We start from the raw sequence: 20,075 nt of genomic DNA, 5'->3' as shown, positions 1-20,075 counted from the left end.
ACGGGCTCCGATCAGCGCTTCTGCGGGGTGCGGGAGCGGCTGTGCTCCACGGGACGGCGGGGGCGGAACCGCATGCGGTGCGCGGAGTGGTGGACGGCGCTGTGGGTGTGGGCGGGGATGCCGGGCTTCTGCTCGACGGGGACGGCGGCGGACTTCCCCATGACCATCAGTGGGTCGAACATCACTACGACACCGGCGAGCAGGAGGAAGGCGAGCGGGCCGATCAGCATGGGCGCGAGCAGGGCCGCGGGCGACTCTCCCGAGGTGGGTGCGGAGGTGCCGTGGAGGTGGACGTCGAGGGCGGCCATGCCGGTGTAGTGCATGCCGCTGACGGCGAGCCCCATGACCAGGCTGGCACCCACGCTCCAGAGGAATCCCCTGACCTGGCCGGCCGCCCACAGTGCTGCGGTGGCGGCGCACATGGCGATCGCGACGGAGATGCCGACGGTGATGGTGTTGTACTCCAGCTTGCCGTCCAGGCGCATGCTGGCCATGCCGAGGTAGTGCATCGACGCTATGCCCAGACCGGTGATCGTGCCTCCGGTGAAGAGGGCCGTTCCCCTGGCGCCCTTGTAGCCCACGATGAAGACCCCGACGCCCACCATGACGATCGCCACGGCGAGGCTCGCGAAGGTCATCGCCTTGTCGTAGTGGATCGGGGTCTCCCGGACCGTGAACCCCATCATCGCGACGAAGTGCATGGTCCATATGCCGGAGCCGATGGCGGCCGAGCCGAGGGCGAGCCAGCCGGGGCGCCACGACTGGGCGACGAGCATGGATCTGGTGGTGCACCGCAGCCCCAGAGCGCCACCCAGGCAGGCCATGAGGTAGGCCACCAGGGGTGTGACCAGGCCGTAGCTGAATCCGTCGACCGTGCCCTGCATGCGCGGCTGCCCTTCCCGCCCTTTGCGTCCCGGAACTCCTGATGTGCCCCCTCCCAGGACCGCACGAGCGGTCAGGGTTGACGCAGAGAGTATGACTCCCACCGGAATGGTCGAACGACTTTCCGGCAAAGAATCACGGCCTTGCCCCAGTTGTGCGGCACCAGTGACCGGAGTTGGGTCATCTGCGTTCAACCTGTGGCCATCCTGCACCCCTCTCGCGTTGACCCTCTGCTGTCACAGTTGATCTGTCTGTGATGTCGCCGAACGCTCACGCGAGGAGTACGCATGCACGCGCGCGCCGTTGCCGCCTCCACCACCGCACTCCTGGGGACCGCCGCTCTCCTCGTCCCCGTCTCCCCCGCCCGGGCCGCCGACGCCGAGCCGGCGCCGCAGGTCATCGCCCATCGGGGCGCTTCCGCGTACGCGCCCGAGAACACGCTGGCCGCCGTGGACAAGGCGGCCGAGCTGGGCATCCCCTGGGTGGAGAACGACGTCCAGGAGACCAGGGACGGAGAGCTTGTCGTCGTCCATGACGACAACCTGCGGCGCACCACCGATGTGGAGGAGGTCTTCCCCGACCGGGCCCCCTGGAAGGTGAAGGACTTCACCGCCGCCGAGATCGCCCGTCTCGATGCGGGCAGTTGGTTCGGCCCCGCCTACGCGGGCGCGCGCGTGCCGACGCTGGAGCAGTTCGTGGACCGCGTCGAGCGGCACCACCAGAAGCTTCTCCTGGAGATCAAGAACCCGGAGCTGTATCCGGGCATAGAGCGCCAGACGCTCAAGGTCCTCAGCAACGAAGGCTGGCTCGACAAGTCGCATCTGGCGGGCCGGCTGATCGTGCAGAGCTTCAGCGCGGACAGCGTGCGGACGGTGCACGAGCTGAAGCCCGGTGTGAAGACCGGCTTCCTGGGGACGCCGCCGGTGTCGGACCTGTCGGCCTACGCCGACTTCGCCGACCAGATCAACCCGTCGTACGGCTCACTCTCCACGGCGTACGTCTCGGCCGTGCAGGCTTTCGACGGACCGCACGGCACGCCCTTGGAGGTCTTCACCTGGACGGTCGACGACGCGGCCACGGCCCAGCGGGTCGCCCGGTACGGCGTCGACGGGATCATCACGAACAAGCCGGATGTGGTGCGGGAGGCCGTAGGCGGGTGATCTCTCGCCCCGACGGCCGCCCGGCGGCCTTCCCGCCGCGGCGGCGTTGTCAGTGGTGGGTCGTACGGTGGGCGCATGGACAGCCATGGGCAGGTCGAGCAGCGGGTCGTGTGGTGCGTCGTCGACAGCGGCATCGGTCCGCTGCTGCTGGCCGCGACCCGAGAGGGCCTGGTCAGCGTCGTGTTCCATGCCACGGACGCGGTGCGGGACCGGGCGGTCGAGCGGCTGGCGTCGCGCCTGGGCACCGAGCCCGTCGAGGATCCCGGCTCCCCGCTGCTGGCCGAGGCGATACGTCAGGTCGCGGCGTACTTCGCGGGTGAGCGACGCGACTTCGACCTGCTGCTGGACTGGTCGCTGATCTCCGGCTTCAACCGGGAGGTCCTGCGCGAACTGGCCTCGGGCGTGCCGTACGGCACGGTCGTGGGGTACGGCGATCTGGCCGGGCGAGTCGGCCAGCCGGGCGCCGCGCAGGCCGTGGGCACGGCGATGGGCGCCAATCCGCTGCCCGTGGTGGTGCCCTGCCACCGGGTCGTCGAGAGCGGCGGCGGGATCGGCGGCTTCGGGGGCGGTCTGGAGACCAAGCGGAAGCTGCTCGCCCTGGAAGGGGTGCTGCCCGAGCCTCTCTTCTGAGGGGCTTGAGATCCCGCGCCTGGTCAGTCGTAGTGCCGCGCCTCGAAGACGTTCCCGTCCGGGTCCCGGAAGTAGAAGCTGCGGGTGGCCTTGCCCCGGGCTCCGAAGGAGTCGTACGAGAGCTCCGACACCGGTACGGCGCGTTCCTCGAGGCGGCCGAGCAGGGCGTCGAAGTCGCCGCGGGGCAGGGACAGGCAGACGTGGTTGACGGGGTGGCCGGCGCTGTCGGCGGCGCCGGGCAGCATCTTCATGCGTTCCGCGAAGGTCAGCGGCATGAGGTCGAGGATGGTCTCGTCGTTGACGCGCACGGAGGGGAACGGCACCTGGCCCGCGGCGAACTCGGTGAGCCTGAGCGGCTCCATGCCGACGGCCTTCTCGTAGAAGTCGGCGGCGGCGACCGGGTCGCGCACCCAGAGGACGACGTGGTCGAGACGTGCTGTGTGGTCCGTCATGCACTCCAGGCTGGTGACCTCCATGACAGCCCGCAAGGGTTTGGCGCGGCGCGCCGCCCGCCAGAGATGAGGGAGGACCGACTGACAGGAGGCAGGCGCGTGGTGCTGGTGATGTCGGAAGAGGTGCGGGCGGCGCTCGAGGCGCGGCAGCCCGTGGTGGCCCTGGAGTCCACGATCATCGCCCACGGGCTGCCTCGGCCGCGCAACCTCCAGGTGGCTCTGGAGCTGGAGACGGCCGTGCGGCAGGAGGGGGCGGTGCCCGCGACGATCGCCGTGCTGGACGGGCGGCCCCATGTCGGACTGGACAAGGAGCAGCTGGAGCGGGTCGCGAACGAGGACGGGATCCGCAAGCTGGGTCACCGTGATCTGCCGCTCGCGCTGGCCTCCGGGGCGAGCGGGGCGACCACGGTGTCGGCTACCGCGCTGCTGGCGGCGCGGGCGGGCGTCCGGGTGTTCGCGACCGGCGGGCTCGGCGGGGTGCACCGGGAGTGGACTCTGACGCAGGACGAGTCGGCCGATCTGGGGCTGCTGGCGCGGGCCCGGATCACCGTGGTGTGTGCCGGGGTGAAGTCGATCCTGGACGTTCCGGCGACCCTGCAGCGGCTGGAGACGCTGGGTGTTGCGGTGGCCGGTTACGGCACCGACCGGTTCCCGGGTTTCTATCTGTCCGACTCGGGCCATCCGGTGGACTGGACGCTGCGGACCCCGGAGCAGGTGGCGGGCGTCATGCGGGCCCAGGACGCGCTCGGCGAGCCGGAGTCGGCCCTGATCGTCGCCAACCCCGTTCCAGAGGAGGAACAGCTCGATCCGGAGCTGCACGCGCGTGTGCTCGCGGACGCGCTGCACGCGTGCGAGGAGGAGGGAGTGACCGGCCAGGCGGTCACGCCGTTCCTGCTCGACTATCTGGTGCGGCACACCGACGGGGCCTCCCTGAGCGCCAACCTGGCGGCGGTCCGCGGCAATGTGCGTCTGGCGGCGCGGATCGCGGCGGCCTGGGCCCGGGGATGACCGGGACCGGGGCCGGCCGCCCCGCGGGTTGTGGAGAGCGCTCCGTGCAGGGCGCGGCGCTGCTGGTCGTCGGGGACGTCATCACCGATGTCGTCGCGCGGCACCGGGGGCCGCTCGCGGCGGGCACGGACACGGTTGCCTCGATCCGGACGGTGCCGGGCGGGGCGGGCGCGAACGTGGCGTGCTGGGCGGCACACCGGGGTGCGGCGGAGGTACGGCTGCTCGGGTGTGTGGGCGCGGACACGGCCGCCTGGCACGAGCGGGAACTGGCGGCCCACGGCGTGCGCCCGCGGCTCGTCGTCGATCCGCTGGCGCCGACCGGCACGGTGATCTGTCTGGTGGACGGGGACGCTTCGGCGGAGCGGACGTTCCTCACCGACAGCGGCGCGGCGTTGCGGCTCGAACCCGCCGACTGGTCGGAGGCGCTGCTCGACGGGGTGGCCCGGCTGCATCTGTCGGGCTACCTCCTGTTCTCGGAACAGGGTCGCGCCCTGGTGTCGGTGGCTCTGGAGGCCGCGGGCGCACGTGGCGTGCCGGTGAGTCTGGACCCGGCGTCGGCCGGGTTCCTCACCGAGCTGGGCGTCGAGCGTTTCCTGGCGCTCGTGGAGGGCGTGGACGTACTGCTGCCCAGCCGGGACGAGGCGTGCCTGCTGACGGGGCTGGCCGACGGCGCCGACGCGGCGGCCGAGCTGAGCCTGCGCATCCCGCTGGTCGTCGCCAAGCAGGGGCGCGAGGGAGCACTCGTGGCCCGCGCGGGGAAGGTGTGCGCCCGCGTTCCCGCCGTGCCGGCGACACCGCAGGACACCACGGGCGCCGGTGACGCCTTCACCGGAACGTTCCTCGGCGCCCTGCTCGCGGGCGCCGGGCCGGAGGAGGCGGCGGCGGAGGGCTGCCGGGCGGGCGCGCGGGCAGTGGAGCGGGTGGGCGGCAGGCCGCCTCTGCCCGGCTGATGCGGGGCAGAGGCGGCCTTGCCCAGCAGGTGGCTGGTGCGGATCAGGCCGCCCCGGCCCGTCCGGCGCGGATAGGACCGCCCGGGCCCGGCTGATGCGGAACAGACCGCCCCGGCCCGGGCTGATGTCCCGCGCCCGCACCACCCCTGGCTACGGTTTGCGCCCCCACGCCGAGATCATCGGTGGCGTCGTGAGGTCGAGCGCGCCGGACGTGACGTTCATGAGGTGCCGCTGGATGTCCTGGTCCGTGGCGAGGCCCGCGGTGACCAGCTGGTCGCGGATCTGGCGGATCGTGGCGGACTCAAGAGCCGCACAGGCCGGTGAGGCGAGGGGGAAGTAGGCGTCGGCCTGGACGCGGGTCAGGCCGGCCTCCCGGAGCAGGCGCGGGAGGGTGCGGCCACAGGGGAGATCGGTCCCGCGGTCGGCGAGCAGCTTGCGGAAGCTGTGCCGCAGCCGGTTCGCGAGCTGCTGCTCGGGGCCGTACTCGTCGGGGCAGAGCAGGGGCTGCAGGGCGGGGTCGACGTCCTCGACGAGGAGGCGCCCGCCGGGGCGCAGAGCGCCGGCCATGGACCGCAAAGCCCGTTGCCGGTCGGTGACGTGGACGAGGGCGAGGCGGGCGTGCACCAGGTCGAAGCCCTCCCCCGGCGGGTCCTGTACGCCGAGGTCGTGGACGCGGACCTCGACGGCCGGCCGGCCGCCCCGGGCGAGTCGTGAGGTGTCGTGGTCGGTCGCGACGACGCGTCCGGTCGGGCCCACCCTCTTCGCCAGCCAGGACACCACGGACGGGCCGCCGGCGCCGACCTCCCAGCAGCGCCAGCCGGATCCGACGCCGAGCGCCTCGAGATGCCGGAACGTCGTCGGGTCGAAGAGAGCGGCGAAGGCGCTGTAATGCTCTGCCGCCTCGGTCTGCGGGTTGTCGAGGAGGTACCCATCGGTTCGCGTCATGCCGTGATCATCCCATTTGTCTTACTTGTTCTTAATCGTCGACGCTCCGGTAAGGAGAACCGCACCCGCACCGGTCCGTGTCGATGTAGTCGATGTATCGGAGCGACGGCACCGGCGAGTCGTTCGTCCACAGCCGGGAACAAAGCGGAATGAGTCGTTTCCACAGGCTTACCCGCAGCTCACGTGGGCCTGGCAGACTGGCGCGCCAAGGCGCAGGAACGGCGCGAGGAGTTCACGCAAGGAGATCCGGATGTCCATGGCAGGGAATCTGCGGAAGGTCACGAGCCTCGGCGGGGTCGGCGGCCTTCGCAAGGTGGCTCGGCTGGCCAGGCGGCGCCCGCGCGTCGACCTGAGTCACCCGGCCCGCTCCCCGCTGGGCTCCTCGGTGGTGAACTGCGTGACGTACCGGGACGGTGTCCGCACCCCCGTGCGCGGGGATCTGGTGGATGTCGTGGAGCGGGTGCGCAAGCGCCGGGAGGGCTTCGTCTGGCTCGGACTGCACGAGCCGACCGACCAGGAGTTCGCGGGCATCGCCGAGCTCTTCGACCTGCACCCGCTGGCCGTCGAGGACGCCGTCGAGGCCCACCAGCGCCCCAAGCTGGAGCGGTACGGGGAGACGCTCTTCGCGGTGTTCAAGACGGTCTGCTACGTCGAGCACGAGGAACTCACGGCCACCAGCGAGGTGGTGAACACCGGCGAGATCATGGTGTTCGTCGGCGAGGACTTCGTGATCACGGTGCGGCACGGCCGGCACGGCTCGCTGGGTCCGCTGCGCGAGGAGCTGGAGTCCGATCCCGGCCAGCTGGCCAAGGGCCCGTCCGCAGTGCTGCACGCGATCGCGGACCACGTGGTCGACGACTACCTGACCGTCACGGACTCGATGCAGGCGGACATCGACCAGGTCGAGACGGATGTCTTCGCGGAGACCGGTGCGCGCGCCGACCCGGGGCGCATCTACCAGCTAAAGCGTGAACTCCTCGAGCTGAAGCGGGCCGTGGTGCCGCTCAGCCGCCCGCTGGAGGATCTCGCCACCCGGCCGATCCGAGCGGTCGACCCGGAGATACAGGCGTACTTCCGCGACGTCTCGGACCATCTGCTGCGGGCGAAGGAGCAGATCGCCTCCTTCGACGAACTGCTCAACTCCATCCTCCAGGCGCACCTCGCGCAGGTCACGGTCGCGCAGAACGAGGACATGCGGAAGATCACGGCCTGGGCCGCGATCATCGCCGTGCCGACGATGGTCTGCGGGGTGTACGGCATGAACTTCGAGCACATGCCGGAGCTGCACTGGCGGTACGGCTACGGCATGGTCATCGGCGTCATATCCGTCGCGTGCGTGACGCTGTACCGGGCGTTCCGGCGCAGCGGCTGGCTCTGACACCGGCCGTGACGCGCAGGGAGTGACCGCGGGCGGGACCTCCGGGTGCCCCCGGGGTCAGCGTGTGGTGGTGGAGTAGACGCTCTCGGCCCAGGAGGCGATCTGGTCGTCCGCCAGGTGCCGGGCCAGGTCGGCTTCGCTGATCATGCCGACCAGGCGCTTCTCCTGGATCACGGGCAGCCTGCGGATCTGGTGCTCCCGCATCTCGCGGAGCACTTCGCCGACATCGGCGTTCGCGTCGATCCAGCGCGGGGTGCCCTTGGCCATCTCACCCGCGGTGATCCGGGCGGGGTCGTGCCCCATGGCGACACAGCCGACGACGATGTCGCGGTCGGTGAGGATGCCGCAGAGCCGCTCGTTCTCGTCGCTGATGGGCAGGGCGCCGACGTTCAGTTCGCGCATGAGCTGGGCGGCGCGGTCGAGGGTTTCGTGGGCGGGGATCCACTGGGCGCCGCGGTGCATGATGTCTCCGGCGGTGGTCATGAAGTACCTCCCGAGGCCGGACGGCCGGCGCGGCGCGGGACGCACCGCGAGTCCCGACGCCCTTCATTCTCGCCGCGCCACCGGATGCCCGCACACGGAACCCGCCTGACGCGGAATTCGCCTGACACGGAACGCGCCCACGCCCGCCCGGCGGCGAGCGGCGAGCAGCGCCCTCAACCGCTCCACGCCGGATGGCGCGGATCGTCGGCCCGCACCAGGACGTCGGCCGTGCCGGCCGGGTCCGTCTCGTGCTCGTAGCACTCGAAGGCCGGGAGGGTCCAGTGCTCGTCCTCGGGCGTGCGGCGGCGCAGCGCGCCCGGGGAGAGCAGGACGTGAACGCTCAGGTCGAAGGGGAACCAGTGCCGAAGGAGGAAGGGTCCGTGCAGCAAAAGGACGCCGCCGGGCGGGAGTTGGGTGTAGGGGCTGCGGGTGGCCCGGTCGGCGGCCGGGTCCCAGAGGTCGGGCAGGACGCGGCCGTCGCCGCCGGCTTCGAGAGGGCCGAACACCTCACGCCACAGGGCGCCGGTGTCGTACCAGCCGTTGTAATAGGCCTCCACGTCCCGGTGGCCGTACTCCAGCCGCACCGAGGCGGGGCGCAGGAAGCCCTCCGTGCCCACGACGAGCGACGGCCGGCCGCGTATGCGCAGCGCCTCGCAGACGCGTTGGGCGAGTTCCCCGGGGCGGGCGGCCGGGGCGCCGTCGAAGGCGATGCGGGGCCAGGGAGCACCGTCGGCGGGCTTCAGGTCGAGGAGGCGCTCGGCGAGCAGGTCGCCGAGCCGGTCCCAGGTGATCGCTTCGAGTCGCACACGGCCCATGATGCGACAGGCCGGGGCAGGAGCTGTCATGCCCGCGGGCTCCTCGGACGCCGGGGAGGGGGAGGGACAGGCCGCGGGGAGTCGTCGGGAGGGCCGGGGTCGGTCGTGGCGGACCTAGTTCGTCCCGTCCTCAGGGGGAATGAACGACGTATGGTCCCCCGCGCGATGCTTCCGCCCCTCACCGGGCTCCTCGTCTTCCAGCCTCTCAAGGGCCGGTACTGCGCCGAGTGCCGGCGAGGGCCGCTGCCTCTGGTCGTCCTGGAGGACGGCGCCCCGCGCTGCCTCGACTGTGCCGACCTCGGGCATCTGGTGTTCCTGCCGAGCGGCGACACCGCGCTGACACGCAGATCGCGGGAGGAGAGCACGCTGTCGGCGGTGGTCGTGCGGTTCAACCGGCGCAAGAGCCGTTACGAACGGCAGGGTGTCCTGGTCGAGGAGGCGGCGCTGGCGAGGGCCGAGCAGCGGTGTCTCGCGGACGCCGAGGCACGGCGGCGGCGCCGGGTGCGGGACGCGCGGCGGCGGGCGGCTCAGGACGAACTGTTCGCTCTGACGTTCGCGGCGGAGATACGGCGGCTGTATCCCGGATGCCCCGCCGACCGGGCACGCGCCATCGCCGCACACGCCTCGGAGCGGGGCAGCGGGCGGGTGGGCCGCAGCGCCGCGGGACGGGCGCTGACCGAGGCGGCGGTGACCTCGGCGGTCGTGGCGTCCGTGCGGCATCTGGACACGCCGTACGACCGGCTGTTGATGAGCGGGGTGCCGAGACACGAGGCGCGGCGGCGGATCGCGGCGGCGGTGCGGACGGTGCTGAGGGGGTGGACCGAGGCGGGGCTCGATTCCGCCGGGTGACCCGGCCGGGCGTCGGCCGGCAGCCCCGTGTCGACAGGTGGACACGGCCGTTCGGGGGATCGTGGACGTTCGCTTATGGCCCCGCGCCGCTCGGCCATGGTCACTGTGCTCGTACGGGAATTCACTTGTGGTGAGGAAGGGCGCCGGGCAGGATCCCGGCGCGACGGGCGGGAGAGGCTGACATGATCGACGGACCGTACTTCGTGCTGACGGTGCTGGGGGTGCTCGGGACCGGTCTGGTGGCCGGGGTGTTCTGCGGCTTCTCGACCTTCGTCATGCGGGGCCTGGCCACGCTGCCGCCCGCGCAGGGGGTCGCCGCGATGAACGCGATCAACGTGGCCGCGGTGACGCCGCCCTTCATGGTCGTGTTCCTCGGGTCGGCGGTGCTGTGCGCGGTCATCGCCGTGGTGACCTTCGTGCTGTGGCCGGAGGAGGGGACGGTGGAACTGCTGGTGGGCAGCGCGCTGTATCTGTTCGGCTCGTTCGGGCTCACCATGGTCGCGAACGTGCCGCGCAACGACGCGCTGCTCAAGCTGGAGCCGGGTACCTCGGAGGCGGCCGCGTACTGGCCGGCGTATGTGCGCGAGTGGACGATGTGGAACCACGTCCGCACGGCCGCCTCGGCGGGGGCGGCGGTGGCGTACGTGCTGGCGCTCACCTGACGGCGCACATCGACGGCTCGCGGCGACAGGCACCGGCCCGGAGGCGGACGTATCGTGGCCGGAGGAGCACCGCCCGACGACGCACGGCCTGTCACACGCGTACGCAAGGAAGACGGCCATGGCCGATCCCAAGGGTTTCATGACCACGCCCCGCCAGGACTGGCCGCGGCGGCCGGTAGAGGAGCGGGTGCGGGACTGGGACGAGGTCTACGTCCCCGGGGCGCTGCTGCCGATCATCAGCAAGCAGGCCGATCGCTGCATGGACTGCGGCATCCCCTTCTGCCACGACGCCTGCCCGCTGGGCAACCTGATCCCCGAGTGGAACGACCTGGTGTCGAGGGAGGACTGGCGGGCGGCGGCCGACCGGCTGCACGCGACGAACAATTTCCCGGAGTTCACCGGCCGGTTGTGCCCGGCGCCGTGCGAGGCGGGGTGTGTGCTGGCGATCAACCAGCCGGCCGTCACGATCAAGAACGTCGAGTGCGCGATCGCCGACCGGGTGTGGGAGGAGGGCTTCGCGCCGCCGAGGCCGCCGGAGCGGCTGTCCGGCAAGACGGTCGCGGTGATCGGTTCGGGGCCCACCGGGCTGGCCGCGGCCCAGCAGCTGACCCGGGCCGGGCACACGGTCGCCGTGTACGAGAGGGCCGACCGGCCGGGCGGGCTGATGCGGTACGGCATCCCCGAGTTCAAGATGGAGAAGCACCATCTGGAGCGGCGGCTGGAGCAGATGCGGGCCGAGGGGACCAAGTTCCGTACGTCGACGTCGGTCGGACAGGACATCGGGGCCGATGAGCTGCGGACCCGGTACGACGCCGTGGTGCTCGCCACGGGGGCGACCGCGTGGCGTGAACTGACCGTGCCGGGGCGGGAGCTGACGGGGGTTCACCAGGCGATGGAGTACCTGCCGCTCTCCAACCGGGTGTGCGCGGGCGATCTGGAGGCGTCCCCGCTGTCGGCCGCCGGGAAGCACGTCGTCATCGTCGGCGGCGGCGACACCGGGGCGGACTGCCTGGGCACGGCCGTCCGGGAGGGTGCCGCGTCGGTGACCCAGCTGGACATCTACGCGCTGCCGGAGACCCGGCGCGACGAGGACGCCGAGCCCTGGCCGACGTATCCGATACGGATCTACCGGCTCTCCGCCGCGCACGAGGAGGCCCGTGATCTGCGGACCGCTCCGGTCGCCGACGCGGACGCGCGGCTGTTCGCGGCGTCCACGCTGCGCTTCGACGGAGACGCCGAGGGGCATGTGCGGTCGCTGCACCTGGTCGAGGTGGACGCGCGGCGCCGCCCGGTGGACGGCACCGGGCGGACGCTCCCCGCCGACCTCGTGCTGCTCGCCCTCGGCTTTTCCGGGCCCGACCGGCACGACGGGCTCGTCGACCAGCTGGGGCTGGCGATGGAGCCCCGCGGCACCGTCGCGCGTGACGCCGGCTTCGCCACGAACGTGCCCGGCGTGTTCGCCGCGGGCGACGCCGCCCGGGGACAGTCGCTCATCGTCTGGGCGATCGCAGAGGGGCGGGCCGTGGCAGCCGCGGTCGACCGTCATCTGACGGGCAGTTCGCGGCTGCCGTCACCGATCGGGCCGTACGACCGGCCCATGGTGGTCTAGAGAAAGACCGGCACATGATGGTCTGGCAGGACGGCCGCTCGGAAGGCGGTCACCGCTCGTCCGTGCCCGCCACCTTCGCCGTGGACAGCGCCACCCGGTTCCAGGTGTTGATCGTGCAGATCAGGGCGAGGATCTGGGCCAGTTCCCGTTCCTCGAAGAGGGACGCGGCCCGCGCGTAGACGTCGTCGGGAACGCCCGCGTCGGCGACGAGGGTCATCGCCTCCGTGAGGGCGAGGGCCGCCTGCTCCCGCTCGGTGAAGAAGTGGCGGGCCTCGCGCCAGACGGCGACCATGTGCAGCCGGTCCTCGCTCTCGCCGGCCTTGCGGGCGTCGTTGGTGTGCATGTGGAGGCAGTACGCGCAGTGGTTGAGGTGCGAGGCGCGGATCTGGATCAGTTCGACGAGGGCCGGGTCGAGGCCCTCACGGGCGGCGGCGTCGAAGGCGATGAGGGCCCGGAAGGCCTTCGGGGCGGACTTGGCGAACTCCAGCCGGGGGGTGGTTGTGTCGGTGGTCGTGTTCGTCGTCATGTCCCTCAACCTACGAGCCGCAAAGACCAGCTGTAGGGTACATTTCCATGGCGAATTCGTGGGCCAATTCCGCGGAGCGGATCGGGTCCGACCTGCATCTGGAGCTGTCCGGGCCGGGCGGTCGGCGCACGGCGCTGATCCGGGCGCTGCGCGAGGCCGTGCGCGACGGGCGGCTCGCTCCGGGCACGCGGCTGCCGCCGTACCGCTCGCTCGCGGCAGACCTCGGTGTCGCCCGCAACACGGTGGCCGACGCCTACGCGGAACTCGTCGCGGAGGGCTGGCTCACCGCTCGTCAAGGCTCGGGCACCCGGGTCGCCGAGCGTGCCGAGCCGCTGCGTCCCGCCGCTCGCGTGCCCAAGAAGGCACCTCCACGCGCGCGCGGCCCCCGGCACAACCTGCTGCAGGGCACGCCGGACGTCTCGGCGTTCCCGCGCGCGGCCTGGCTGGCCTCCTACCGGAGGGCGCTCCAGCAGGCGCCCAACGAGGTGTTCGGCCCGGGCGACCCCGCCGGCCGGGCCGAACTGCGGGAGGCGCTCACGGAGTACCTGGCCCGCGCGCGTGGGGTGCGGACCGAGCCCGGCCGGATCGTGATCTGCTCCGGCTTCGGGCACGCGCTGCGGCTGCTGTTCGGAGGCGGTGTCCTGCGCGGGCCGCTGGCGGTGGAGGCGTACGGGCTCGGATTCCACCGGGAGGTCCTCGCGGCCGCCGGGGTGCGCACCGTGCCGCTCCCCCTCGACGAACACGGCGCCCGGGTCGACCGGTTGGGGCGCGAGCGGGCCGTGCTGCTCACGCCGGCGCACCAGTTCCCGACCGGCGGGCCGCTGCACCCCGCGCGCCGGGCTGCCGTGATCGACTGGGCACGCGCGCGTGGCGGGCTGGTTCTGGAGGACGACTACGACGGGGAGTTCCGTTACGACCGCCGACCGGTCGGCGCCGTCCAGGGGCTCGACCCGGAGCGCGTGATCCACATCGGCTCGGTCAGCAAGAGCCTGTCACCGGCGGTGCGGCTGGGCTGGATGGTGCTCCCGGAGCGGTATGTCGAGGACGTACTCGCCGTGAAGGGCGAGCGCGAGGCATGGGTGAGCGTCCTCGACCAGTTGAGCCTCGCCGACTTCGTCGTCTCCGGGTCGTACGACCGTCATGTACGGCGGATGCGGCAGCGGTACCGGAGCCGCCGGGACCGGCTCGTCGCGGCGCTCGCCGAGCACGCGCCGCAGATCGAGGTCACGGGCGTCGCGGCCGGGCTGCACGCGGTGCTGCGGCTGCCGCCCGGCACCGAGGCGTCCGCGGTCAAGGCCGCCGCCTGGCAGGGCATCGCCCTCGACGGCCTCGGCGCGTTCCGGCACCCGGAGACGGACATGGCGGTGAGCGACGGCCTCGTCGTGGGATACGCGACTCCCTCCGAGCATGCCTACGGGCCGGCCGTGGAGGCGCTGTGCGGTGCGCTGCCGCCGCCGTGACCGGCCCGTCGCAAGCCCCTCAGGGCTTGCGCGCCACCGCCCCGTATCCCGGAATCACCCCGTCGTCCTGCCCGGGCACGGGCTCGCCCAGCTCGGGGTGCCAGTGGTGAGGCACCTCGACACCGGGTTCGACGAGGTCGAGGCCGTCGAAGAAGCGGGTGAACTCCGCGCGGGAGCGCAGGGCCAGGGTGACTCCGGCGGCGCGGAGCTTCTCGGTCGCCGCCCTGGACTCCTCCGGGGTGAAGTCGGCCGTGGCGTGGGTGATCACCAGGTAGCTGCCGGAGGGCAGCTCGGCGAGCAGCCGGCCGACCAGGTCGTGCCCGCCGTCCTCGTCGGAGACGAAGTGCAGCAGCGCGATGAGCGACAGCGCGACGGGCCGGGTGAAGTCCAGAACCTTGCGCGCGCCCTCCAGGATGGCGTCCGGGTCGCGCACGTCGGCCTGGAGGTACTCGGTGGCGCCCTCGTCCGTGCCGCGCAGCAGGGCCGCCGCGTGGGCCAGGACGATGGGGTCGTTGTCGCAGTAGACGACCCGGGCGTCGGGGGCGATCTCCTGGGCGACCTGGTGGAGGTTGGGCTCGGTCGGTATGCCGGTGCCGATGTCCAGGAACTGCCGTACGCCGTTCTGGGCGAGCCAGCGCGTGGCCCGGTGCATGAAGGCGCGGTTGACGCGCGCCATCACCGGCACCCTCGGATCGAGGGTGAGCATCTGCCGGCCCATCTCCTCGTCGACCGGGTAGTTGTCCTTGCCGCCGAGGTACCAGTCGTACATCCGCGCGGGATGGGGTCTGGTCGTGTCGATCTGGACGGCCGTGGTGGGGTCCTGCCCGGTCATGAGGCACTCCGTAAGGCGCAAAGGGTGGTCAATTCAGCACCAGCGTCATCAAGTTCAGCATCAGGAAGTCGAGCGTCAGCAAAGGCGATCACGTCAAGGCCATCACGTCAGGACAGCAGGAAGTCCGCCTTCCCCGCCTTGGCCCCCTCGATGAAGGCCGTCATCTCGTCGGTGGTGTAGATCAGCGCCGGACCGTCGGGGTCGGTGGACTGGCGGACGGCGATCCGGCCGTCGGCGAGCTTCATCGCCTCCAGGCAGTTCCCTCCGTTGCCGCCGCTCCACGGTTTGTGCCAGCCTTCGCTGCCCAAGTCACGCGCGGGCATGCCGTTGTAGACCTGTTTGCGCGGCTTGATGCGATCCATTCACAGCTCCTTGCGGAGATCCCGGAGGATCTCCTTCGTGCGATGTGCCGTAGCGGCCTGCGCCGCCATGCGGTCCATGACCTCGAGGTGGGTCGCCACCTCGGCGCGCGCGTCGAGATAGACGGCGCCGGTCAGGTACTCGCTGTAGACCATGTCCGGCAGTTCGGGCATGGCGAATCGGAACAGCACGAACGGCCCGTACGTGCCCGGGTGCGGCCCGTTGGCGAACGGGGCGACCTGGAGTGTCACGTTGGGCAGCTTCGTGGCCTCGAGCAGTCTGTCGATCTGGGCACGCATCACCTCCGGGCCGCCGACCGGGCGCCGCAGCGCGGTCTCTTCCATCACGACCCACAGCCGGGGCGCGTCCTCGCGGGTGAGCAGGTCCTGGCGCTGCATGCGCAGGGCGACATGGCGTTCGATGTCGTCGGGCCGGGTCTGGCCGATGGCGCCGGAGCGGAGCACTCCGCGCGCGTAGTCCTCGGTCTGCAACAGGCCGGGGACGAAATGGGGTTCATAGCTGCGGATGACGCCGGCCGCGCCCTCCAGGCTCACGTACATCGAGAACCAGCCGGGCAGGATGTCGTGGAAACGCTGCCACCAACCGGGCTTGTTCGCGTCCTCGGCCAGCTGGACGAAGGCGTCGGCCTCCTCGTCGGAGATTCCGTAAGCCTTCAGAAGGAGTTGCATATACGGGATCTTGAGCGCGACCTCGGCCATCTCCATACGACGGACCGTGGCGGGGGCGACGCGGAGGATGCGGGCGGCCTCCTCGCGCTTCATCCCGACGCGCTCCCGCAGATCCAACAGGCGTCGGCCGAGGACGACCTGACCGACCGTCGGCGCGGACCGCGGTTCGCTCACGCTCCACCTCCACGAAGAGTTCTGACGAGCCGGCCACGAAAAGAACGCTGACAGCCCGGCGGCGCCATGCGAAGACCCTTTCGAAGAGTTGATCCGAACTGATGCTTCGAACGAATCTTCGACGATCTCAACTGGCGCCGCGCGAAGTGCTGTTGCGATGCAGTGTGCCACGGCCTTCCGGACCGTCACAGCGCACTCTGCAATTTTCAGAGTGACACTTGCCAAGTGTTCACGGCGGGGCGATAGTGGCAAGCGTGATTCCGTCCGCGCCCTTAGGAACAGACGCCGCCGCAGGCCCTCTTGGCCTCGGTACCGCCGGAGTCGGCCCCGCCGGGGCCGCTGCCGAGCGCCGGTTCCGTTTCGAGCTGGCCGCACATCCGGGTTCCCCCGCACAGGCCAGACGCCTGACGCGGGCCCGGCTGGCCGGCTGGTCGGTGTGCGAGGACACGTGCGACAGCGCGGCCCTGGTGGTATCCGAGCTGGTCACCAACGCCATCGTGCACACGGCGAGCACGCACATAGTGTGCGAGCTGCACGATGGCGACGACCTGGTGCGGATAGCGGTGCGTGACGAAGGCTGCGCCCCTGGCCAGCCGCACGCGGCCGGCCGGACGCGGCCCGAGGAGGAGCACGGGAGGGGACTGCTTCTCGTCGACGCCCTCTGCGAGGCCTGGGGTGCCCATGAGCACGACCTCGGGCTGCTGGTCTGGGCCGAGCTGCCGCGCACGGCGGACACACCGGGCGACCCGTCGGAGCCCCGGAGCGACCTGGGTTGGGGCGCCCGCCCGAAACCGGGTCCGTCCGACGACTCGGGCGACGGGGACGGAGCCCACCAGGCGCGTCACACGCGGAGCGCGCCGGAGGTCCCCGCGCAGCGGCGACGCCGAGAGCAGGGGGCGGCATGACCTCGGCGCAGGGTGGCCGCGTACTGAACCTGGACACACTGGCCCGCCTCCGGCGCGGGCTGCGTACGCCCGGTCCGGCCCTGCGCCTGCCCGTGCCCGACGGCATGACCGCGCCGCTCGGCTGCGACGCGGTAGCGGTTCCCGCCCGTCTCGGCCGGCTGGTCATGCCCCGGCTGCCCCGCGCGGGCTGCGTCTACGCCGACGGGAACCACTGGTGGTGGCTGGTGCCGGCCGACTCCGACCACGCCCTGGAGTGGCCGACTCCCGCTCGCTACGCCACCGGCGCGGTCGTCCCGGACGCCCCGGAGCTCCCCGCACTGATCCACCGCCCGGACGGCAAGCTCCCGTACACCCCGCCGATACCGCTGTACCTGGCCCTGTGCCGCGTGACCGGAACGGCACCGGCCTGGTCCCGGCCGGTCAGCGCGTAGGGCCCGTCGAGCAGGGCTCGGTCGAGCACCGCTCACTCAGCACACGACACTCGTCAAGCACGGCCGGGCCCGACGCGCGGCACCCATCAAGCGCCACCCGGTCGCCGCGCAGCCCCCATCAAGCCCCACCCGGCCGCCGCGCAGCCCCCATCAAGCCCCACCCGGCCGCCGCGCAGCCCCCATCAAGCCCCACCCGGTCGCCGCGCAGCCCCCATCAAGCACGGCCCTACCGACGCACAGGACCAGGCCTCTCGAACACAGGCCGGCCGGCACTCAGAGCCGGCCGAGCCCGCCCCGGCTCGACCCGAACGGCGCGCGGCACCCATCAAGCACAACCCGGCCGACACACACGCCCAGCCCTGCATGCCCCTCCGGCGCGCAGGACCCGCCGGACACATCCCGGTCGAGGCATCCGCACCACCCCCACGACCCCACGCCGCCCCACACCTCCCCCGGTCCGGTCGTGCGCCCGCGCGCATCCGGCGCCCCGGGCTGCGCCCTGCCCGGGCGGGCTCCGCCGCCGCGATAGTGGCCGTTCGTTCACGTGCGGGGCCTGAGCCGGGAGGTCGGTCGACGGTGGGGAAGAAGCGGACCGCGCCGGATGTGTCCGAGTCGGAGCGGCTGCTCTTCGGCGGGCCGCTGCGCTACGACATGGGCTGGAACCAGCACGCCGACGCGTTCCTGGAACTGAACTTCCGCGCGATGATCACCCGGTTGCCGTCCCTGCTGGCGTCCAGCCTCCGGCTCGCCCGGCAGGCCGACCGGAGCGCCGCGCGGATCGTGCTGGCCTGCGAGGCGGGCCGGGGCGCTGCACAGGCGGTGAGCCTGCTCGCCGTCAACAGCGTGCTGGCCCGGCTGATGGGCGGCGGGCCGATCGACGACCGGCTGCGCGGAGCCGTTCCCGCGCTGGTCACGGTGGCCCTCGTGATGCTGCTCGCGGCACTGCTGCGAGCCGCGAGCACCTACGCGACCGGCCGTCTCGAGCCCAAGGTGGAGCGGGTGGCGACCGAGCGGTATCTGGAGCGGGCCGCGACCGTGGAACTGGCCGCGATCGAGGACCACGCCTTCCACAAACTGCTGGACACCGCGCAGTACGGCGCCGCCTCCGCCCGCCGCATGATCATGTACGGGACGCGTGTGATCAACGCGATGATCTCCCTGGTCGCGGCGGCCGGCGTACTGACCGTGCTGCATCCGGCCCTGCTGCCGCTGCTGGTGACGATGACGCTGCCGAGCGCCTGGAGCGCGCTGACCGTGGCCCGGCGGCGCTACGAGTCCTTCCATGCCTGGGTGCAGCACGCCCGCGCGGGCCGACTGCTGGGCAACCTGCTGATCGAGCCCGAGGCGGCCCCCGAGATCCGGGTGCACGGCGTGGGCGCGTTCCTGCTGCGGCACTTCCGCGCGATGTCGGAGACGGCCGAGGCCGAGCAGGCCCGCCTGGCCGGGCTCGCCGCCCGCACCGGCCTGATCGCGGCGGCGTGGACGGGCCTGGCGACGGTGGCGACGTACGCGACGCTCGGCGGACTGCTGCTGGCGGGTTCGATGGCCCTGTCGGTGGCGGGTACGGCCGTGATCGCGATCCGGACCGGCTCGCAGAGCCTCGACACGCTCGTGGTGGAGGTCAACGCGCTGCATGAGGAGGCGCTCTTCGTCGGCGACCTGCAGCGGCTGTACACGGAGGCGGCGCAGCGTGCGATCCCGGCGGGCGGCCTGGCCCTGCCGGAGGACCCGCGCGAGATCCGCTTCGAGAACGTCACGTTCCGCTACCCGGGCGATTCGGCCCGCCCCGCTCTCGACGATGTGACGCTCGCCCTCCCGCTGGGCCGGATCGTGGCGCTGGTCGGCGAGAACGGCTCCGGCAAGACGACCCTGGTGAAGCTGCTCGCCGGGCTGTACACCCCGGAGCGGGGGCGGATCCTGTGGGACGGCGTGGACGCGGCGACCGCCGACCGGCATCTGCTGGCCGAGCGGATCGCGATGGTGGCGCAGGACTTCAAGCGGTGGCCGTTCACGGCCCGGGTGAACGTCGCCCTGGGGCGTACGTCGGCGCCCGTGTCCGAGGAGCGGCTGGCCGCGTCGATCGCCGAGGCCGGAGCGGAGACGGTGGTCGCGGACCTGCCGCGCGGCCTCGACACGCTGCTCGCCCGCAACTTCAGCGGCGGTCACGAGCTGTCGGGCGGCCAGTGGCAGCGGCTGGGCATCGCCCGGGCTGCCTACCGCAGGGGCCGCATCCTGATCGTGGACGAGCCGACGGCGGCCCTGGACGCCCGGGCCGAGCTGGAGGTCTTCGAGCGGATCCGCGCCCTGGCCGACAGTGGCCAGACGGTCGTACTGATCACGCACCGGCTGGCGTCCGTACGCCATGCCGATCTGGTGCACGTCCTGGATCAGGGCCGGCTCGTGGAGTCCGGGACGCCGGACGAGCTGCTGGCCACCGGCGGGCTCTACGCCGAGCTGTACGCGCTCCAGGCGGAGCAGTTCACCAAGCCGCCCACGACGATCACGCCACCCACGGAGGCCCCGCCGATCGTGCCGGTCGCGAAGGTGCCGGCCCCGAAGGCGGGCTGAGCCGCGTCTTCCCCGGGCCGTCGGTCAGGCCGTGGCGTCGGCGCTGTCCCCGCTGCGCACGATCACCAGGAACATGTCCGTCGCGAGGTCCATGACAACCTCGGCAGGCAGGCCCTCCAGACGCCGCGCCTGCGCGAACTCCTCCGCCGGCCAGGACCCACGCGGCCCACCGGCGGGAAAGCGCTCGAGCACCGTTCGCCCGTTCACCCTGCACCTCCATGTCGCGCTGTACTCGTAGAGTTAAACGCCAACCATGGGGTGAACGGCTCGCGAAGTGACGGTTCTGAGACGTAGTTGACACTCGTTC

22 protein-coding genes are annotated in these 20,075 nt (G+C 72.0%); 12 read left to right on the top strand and 10 right to left on the bottom strand.

What is annotated here, in order from left to right; all coding sequences use genetic code 11:
- Nucleotides 1–11: 11 nt before the first annotated feature.
- Entirely contained in the window at nucleotides 12–884 is an 873-nt protein-coding gene (locus ACFT4A_RS11070; protein WP_382828039.1) for an MHYT domain-containing protein, read from the bottom strand.
- Between the two features lie 285 nt (nucleotides 885–1,169).
- Here ACFT4A_RS11070 and ACFT4A_RS11065 point away from each other — a divergent pair, with 285 nt between their 5' ends.
- Nucleotides 1,170–2,042, top strand: a complete 873-nt coding sequence (locus ACFT4A_RS11065; RefSeq protein ID WP_382828037.1) for a glycerophosphodiester phosphodiesterase — start codon at nucleotides 1,170–1,172, stop codon at nucleotides 2,040–2,042.
- 75 nt (nucleotides 2,043–2,117) lie between these two features.
- On the top strand, nucleotides 2,118–2,672 hold the full coding sequence (locus tag ACFT4A_RS11060) for a methylated-DNA--[protein]-cysteine S-methyltransferase (RefSeq protein WP_382828035.1): 555 nt from the start codon (nucleotides 2,118–2,120) through the stop codon (nucleotides 2,670–2,672).
- 23 nt (nucleotides 2,673–2,695) lie between these two features.
- Here the strand turns inward: ACFT4A_RS11060 and ACFT4A_RS11055 are convergent, their stop codons facing one another.
- The gene (locus ACFT4A_RS11055) at nucleotides 2,696–3,124 is read right to left on the bottom strand and encodes a VOC family protein (protein ID WP_382828033.1); all 429 of its coding nucleotides are present in this window, start codon (nucleotides 3,122–3,124) and stop codon (nucleotides 2,696–2,698) included.
- 102 nt (nucleotides 3,125–3,226) lie between these two features.
- Between ACFT4A_RS11055 and ACFT4A_RS11050 the strand changes: the two genes are divergently transcribed.
- Nucleotides 3,227–4,132 (top strand): pseudouridine-5'-phosphate glycosidase, encoded by a 906-nt coding sequence (locus ACFT4A_RS11050; RefSeq protein ID WP_382828472.1) that lies wholly within the window; start codon nucleotides 3,227–3,229, stop codon nucleotides 4,130–4,132.
- Nucleotides 4,129–5,082, top strand: a complete 954-nt coding sequence (locus tag ACFT4A_RS11045) for a carbohydrate kinase family protein (RefSeq protein WP_382828030.1) — start codon at nucleotides 4,129–4,131, stop codon at nucleotides 5,080–5,082. Before ACFT4A_RS11050 ends, ACFT4A_RS11045 begins: the two co-directional genes overlap by 4 nt.
- 150 nt (nucleotides 5,083–5,232) lie before the next feature.
- On the opposite strand, the gene ACFT4A_RS11040 is transcribed toward ACFT4A_RS11045, so the two are convergent.
- Nucleotides 5,233–6,027 carry a methyltransferase gene (locus ACFT4A_RS11040; protein WP_382828027.1) on the bottom strand — a complete coding sequence of 265 codons (795 nt, stop codon included), beginning with the start codon at nucleotides 6,025–6,027 and terminating at the stop codon, nucleotides 5,233–5,235.
- Nucleotides 6,028–6,277: 250 nt separating this feature from the next.
- Between ACFT4A_RS11040 and ACFT4A_RS11035 the strand changes: the two genes are divergently transcribed.
- Entirely contained in the window at nucleotides 6,278–7,405 is a 1,128-nt protein-coding gene (locus ACFT4A_RS11035) for a magnesium and cobalt transport protein CorA (protein WP_382828024.1), read from the top strand.
- 57 nt (nucleotides 7,406–7,462) lie between these two features.
- Here the strand turns inward: ACFT4A_RS11035 and ACFT4A_RS11030 are convergent, their stop codons facing one another.
- Nucleotides 7,463–7,888, bottom strand: a complete 426-nt coding sequence (locus ACFT4A_RS11030) for a CBS domain-containing protein (protein WP_382828021.1) — start codon at nucleotides 7,886–7,888, stop codon at nucleotides 7,463–7,465.
- A 173-nt stretch (nucleotides 7,889–8,061) separates the two neighbouring features.
- Nucleotides 8,062–8,694 carry a uridine kinase gene (locus ACFT4A_RS11025; protein ID WP_382828018.1) on the bottom strand — a complete coding sequence of 211 codons (633 nt, stop codon included), beginning with the start codon at nucleotides 8,692–8,694 and terminating at the stop codon, nucleotides 8,062–8,064.
- 174 nt (nucleotides 8,695–8,868) lie between these two features.
- Between ACFT4A_RS11025 and ACFT4A_RS11020 the strand changes: the two genes are divergently transcribed.
- From ACFT4A_RS11020 to ACFT4A_RS11010, 3 genes are all read left to right on the top strand, one after another.
- On the top strand, nucleotides 8,869–9,552 hold the full coding sequence (locus ACFT4A_RS11020; protein WP_382828015.1) for a DUF2293 domain-containing protein: 684 nt from the start codon (nucleotides 8,869–8,871) through the stop codon (nucleotides 9,550–9,552).
- A 182-nt stretch (nucleotides 9,553–9,734) separates the two neighbouring features.
- Nucleotides 9,735–10,214: a DUF1772 domain-containing protein gene (locus tag ACFT4A_RS11015; RefSeq protein WP_382498852.1), complete on the top strand. Its 480-nt coding sequence runs from the start codon at nucleotides 9,735–9,737 to the stop codon at nucleotides 10,212–10,214.
- A 118-nt stretch (nucleotides 10,215–10,332) separates the two neighbouring features.
- Nucleotides 10,333–11,823, top strand: a complete 1,491-nt coding sequence (locus ACFT4A_RS11010) for a glutamate synthase subunit beta (RefSeq protein ID WP_382828012.1) — start codon at nucleotides 10,333–10,335, stop codon at nucleotides 11,821–11,823.
- Nucleotides 11,824–11,872: 49 nt separating this feature from the next.
- On the opposite strand, the gene ACFT4A_RS11005 is transcribed toward ACFT4A_RS11010, so the two are convergent.
- Nucleotides 11,873–12,349 (bottom strand): carboxymuconolactone decarboxylase family protein, encoded by a 477-nt coding sequence (locus ACFT4A_RS11005; protein ID WP_382828010.1) that lies wholly within the window; start codon nucleotides 12,347–12,349, stop codon nucleotides 11,873–11,875.
- 47 nt (nucleotides 12,350–12,396) lie between these two features.
- Between ACFT4A_RS11005 and ACFT4A_RS11000 the strand changes: the two genes are divergently transcribed.
- Nucleotides 12,397–13,809, top strand: a complete 1,413-nt coding sequence (locus tag ACFT4A_RS11000; RefSeq protein ID WP_382828007.1) for a PLP-dependent aminotransferase family protein — start codon at nucleotides 12,397–12,399, stop codon at nucleotides 13,807–13,809.
- Nucleotides 13,810–13,828: 19 nt separating this feature from the next.
- On the opposite strand, the gene ACFT4A_RS10995 is transcribed toward ACFT4A_RS11000, so the two are convergent.
- From ACFT4A_RS10995 to ACFT4A_RS10985, 3 genes are all read right to left on the bottom strand, one after another.
- Nucleotides 13,829–14,641: an SAM-dependent methyltransferase gene (locus tag ACFT4A_RS10995; protein ID WP_382828004.1), complete on the bottom strand. Its 813-nt coding sequence runs from the start codon at nucleotides 14,639–14,641 to the stop codon at nucleotides 13,829–13,831.
- Between the two features lie 107 nt (nucleotides 14,642–14,748).
- Nucleotides 14,749–15,003 carry a DUF397 domain-containing protein gene (locus tag ACFT4A_RS10990; RefSeq protein ID WP_184596785.1) on the bottom strand — a complete coding sequence of 85 codons (255 nt, stop codon included), beginning with the start codon at nucleotides 15,001–15,003 and terminating at the stop codon, nucleotides 14,749–14,751.
- On the bottom strand, nucleotides 15,004–15,864 hold the full coding sequence (locus ACFT4A_RS10985; RefSeq protein WP_382828002.1) for a helix-turn-helix transcriptional regulator: 861 nt from the start codon (nucleotides 15,862–15,864) through the stop codon (nucleotides 15,004–15,006). It lies immediately after the preceding gene.
- A 245-nt stretch (nucleotides 15,865–16,109) separates the two neighbouring features.
- On the opposite strand from ACFT4A_RS10985, the gene ACFT4A_RS10980 reads away from it, so the two are divergent.
- From ACFT4A_RS10980 to ACFT4A_RS10970, 3 genes are all read left to right on the top strand, one after another.
- The gene (locus ACFT4A_RS10980) at nucleotides 16,110–16,769 is read left to right on the top strand and encodes an ATP-binding protein (protein WP_382828000.1); all 660 of its coding nucleotides are present in this window, start codon (nucleotides 16,110–16,112) and stop codon (nucleotides 16,767–16,769) included.
- The gene (locus ACFT4A_RS10975) at nucleotides 16,766–17,200 is read left to right on the top strand and encodes a hypothetical protein (protein WP_382827998.1); all 435 of its coding nucleotides are present in this window, start codon (nucleotides 16,766–16,768) and stop codon (nucleotides 17,198–17,200) included. The genes ACFT4A_RS10980 and ACFT4A_RS10975 overlap by 4 nt, the downstream gene beginning before the upstream one ends.
- A 576-nt stretch (nucleotides 17,201–17,776) precedes the next feature.
- Entirely contained in the window at nucleotides 17,777–19,768 is a 1,992-nt protein-coding gene (locus ACFT4A_RS10970; RefSeq protein ID WP_382827996.1) for an ABC transporter ATP-binding protein, read from the top strand.
- 24 nt (nucleotides 19,769–19,792) lie between these two features.
- Here the strand turns inward: ACFT4A_RS10970 and ACFT4A_RS10965 are convergent, their stop codons facing one another.
- Entirely contained in the window at nucleotides 19,793–19,975 is a 183-nt protein-coding gene (locus tag ACFT4A_RS10965) for a hypothetical protein (protein WP_189728827.1), read from the bottom strand.
- Nucleotides 19,976–20,075: the final 100 nt, after the last annotated feature.

Origin of the sequence: Streptomyces sp. NPDC057099 (assembly GCF_042671245.1) — a bacterium.
Taxonomy (GTDB): domain Bacteria; phylum Actinomycetota; class Actinomycetes; order Streptomycetales; family Streptomycetaceae; genus Streptomyces; species Streptomyces purpurascens.
The sequence above is the reverse complement of the archived record's forward strand: the minus strand, read 5'-3'. Positions and strand labels throughout refer to the sequence as shown.

Excerpts from the sequence above, each read along its gene's own strand:
- ACFT4A_RS11030 (WP_382828021.1), bottom strand. The coding sequence starts at position 7,888 with ATGACCACCGCCGGAGACATCATGCACCGCGGCGCCCAGTGGATCCCC.
- ACFT4A_RS11040 (WP_382828027.1), bottom strand. The coding sequence starts at position 6,027 with ATGACGCGAACCGATGGGTACCTCCTCGACAACCCGCAGACCGAGGCG.
- ACFT4A_RS11000 (WP_382828007.1), top strand. The coding sequence starts at position 12,397 with ATGGCGAATTCGTGGGCCAATTCCGCGGAGCGGATCGGGTCCGACCTG.
- ACFT4A_RS11065 (WP_382828037.1), top strand. The coding sequence starts at position 1,170 with ATGCACGCGCGCGCCGTTGCCGCCTCCACCACCGCACTCCTGGGGACC.
- ACFT4A_RS11070 (WP_382828039.1), bottom strand. The coding sequence starts at position 884 with ATGCAGGGCACGGTCGACGGATTCAGCTACGGCCTGGTCACACCCCTG.
- ACFT4A_RS11060 (WP_382828035.1), top strand. The coding sequence starts at position 2,118 with ATGGACAGCCATGGGCAGGTCGAGCAGCGGGTCGTGTGGTGCGTCGTC.
- ACFT4A_RS11035 (WP_382828024.1), top strand. The coding sequence starts at position 6,278 with ATGTCCATGGCAGGGAATCTGCGGAAGGTCACGAGCCTCGGCGGGGTC.
- ACFT4A_RS11010 (WP_382828012.1), top strand. The coding sequence starts at position 10,333 with ATGGCCGATCCCAAGGGTTTCATGACCACGCCCCGCCAGGACTGGCCG.
- ACFT4A_RS10990 (WP_184596785.1), bottom strand. The coding sequence starts at position 15,003 with ATGGATCGCATCAAGCCGCGCAAACAGGTCTACAACGGCATGCCCGCG.
- ACFT4A_RS10995 (WP_382828004.1), bottom strand. The coding sequence starts at position 14,641 with ATGACCGGGCAGGACCCCACCACGGCCGTCCAGATCGACACGACCAGA.
- ACFT4A_RS11005 (WP_382828010.1), bottom strand. The coding sequence starts at position 12,349 with ATGACGACGAACACGACCACCGACACAACCACCCCCCGGCTGGAGTTC.
- ACFT4A_RS10975 (WP_382827998.1), top strand. The coding sequence starts at position 16,766 with ATGACCTCGGCGCAGGGTGGCCGCGTACTGAACCTGGACACACTGGCC.
- ACFT4A_RS11045 (WP_382828030.1), top strand. The coding sequence starts at position 4,129 with ATGACCGGGACCGGGGCCGGCCGCCCCGCGGGTTGTGGAGAGCGCTCC.
- ACFT4A_RS11055 (WP_382828033.1), bottom strand. The coding sequence starts at position 3,124 with ATGACGGACCACACAGCACGTCTCGACCACGTCGTCCTCTGGGTGCGC.
- ACFT4A_RS11015 (WP_382498852.1), top strand. The coding sequence starts at position 9,735 with ATGATCGACGGACCGTACTTCGTGCTGACGGTGCTGGGGGTGCTCGGG.
- ACFT4A_RS11020 (WP_382828015.1), top strand. The coding sequence starts at position 8,869 with ATGCTTCCGCCCCTCACCGGGCTCCTCGTCTTCCAGCCTCTCAAGGGC.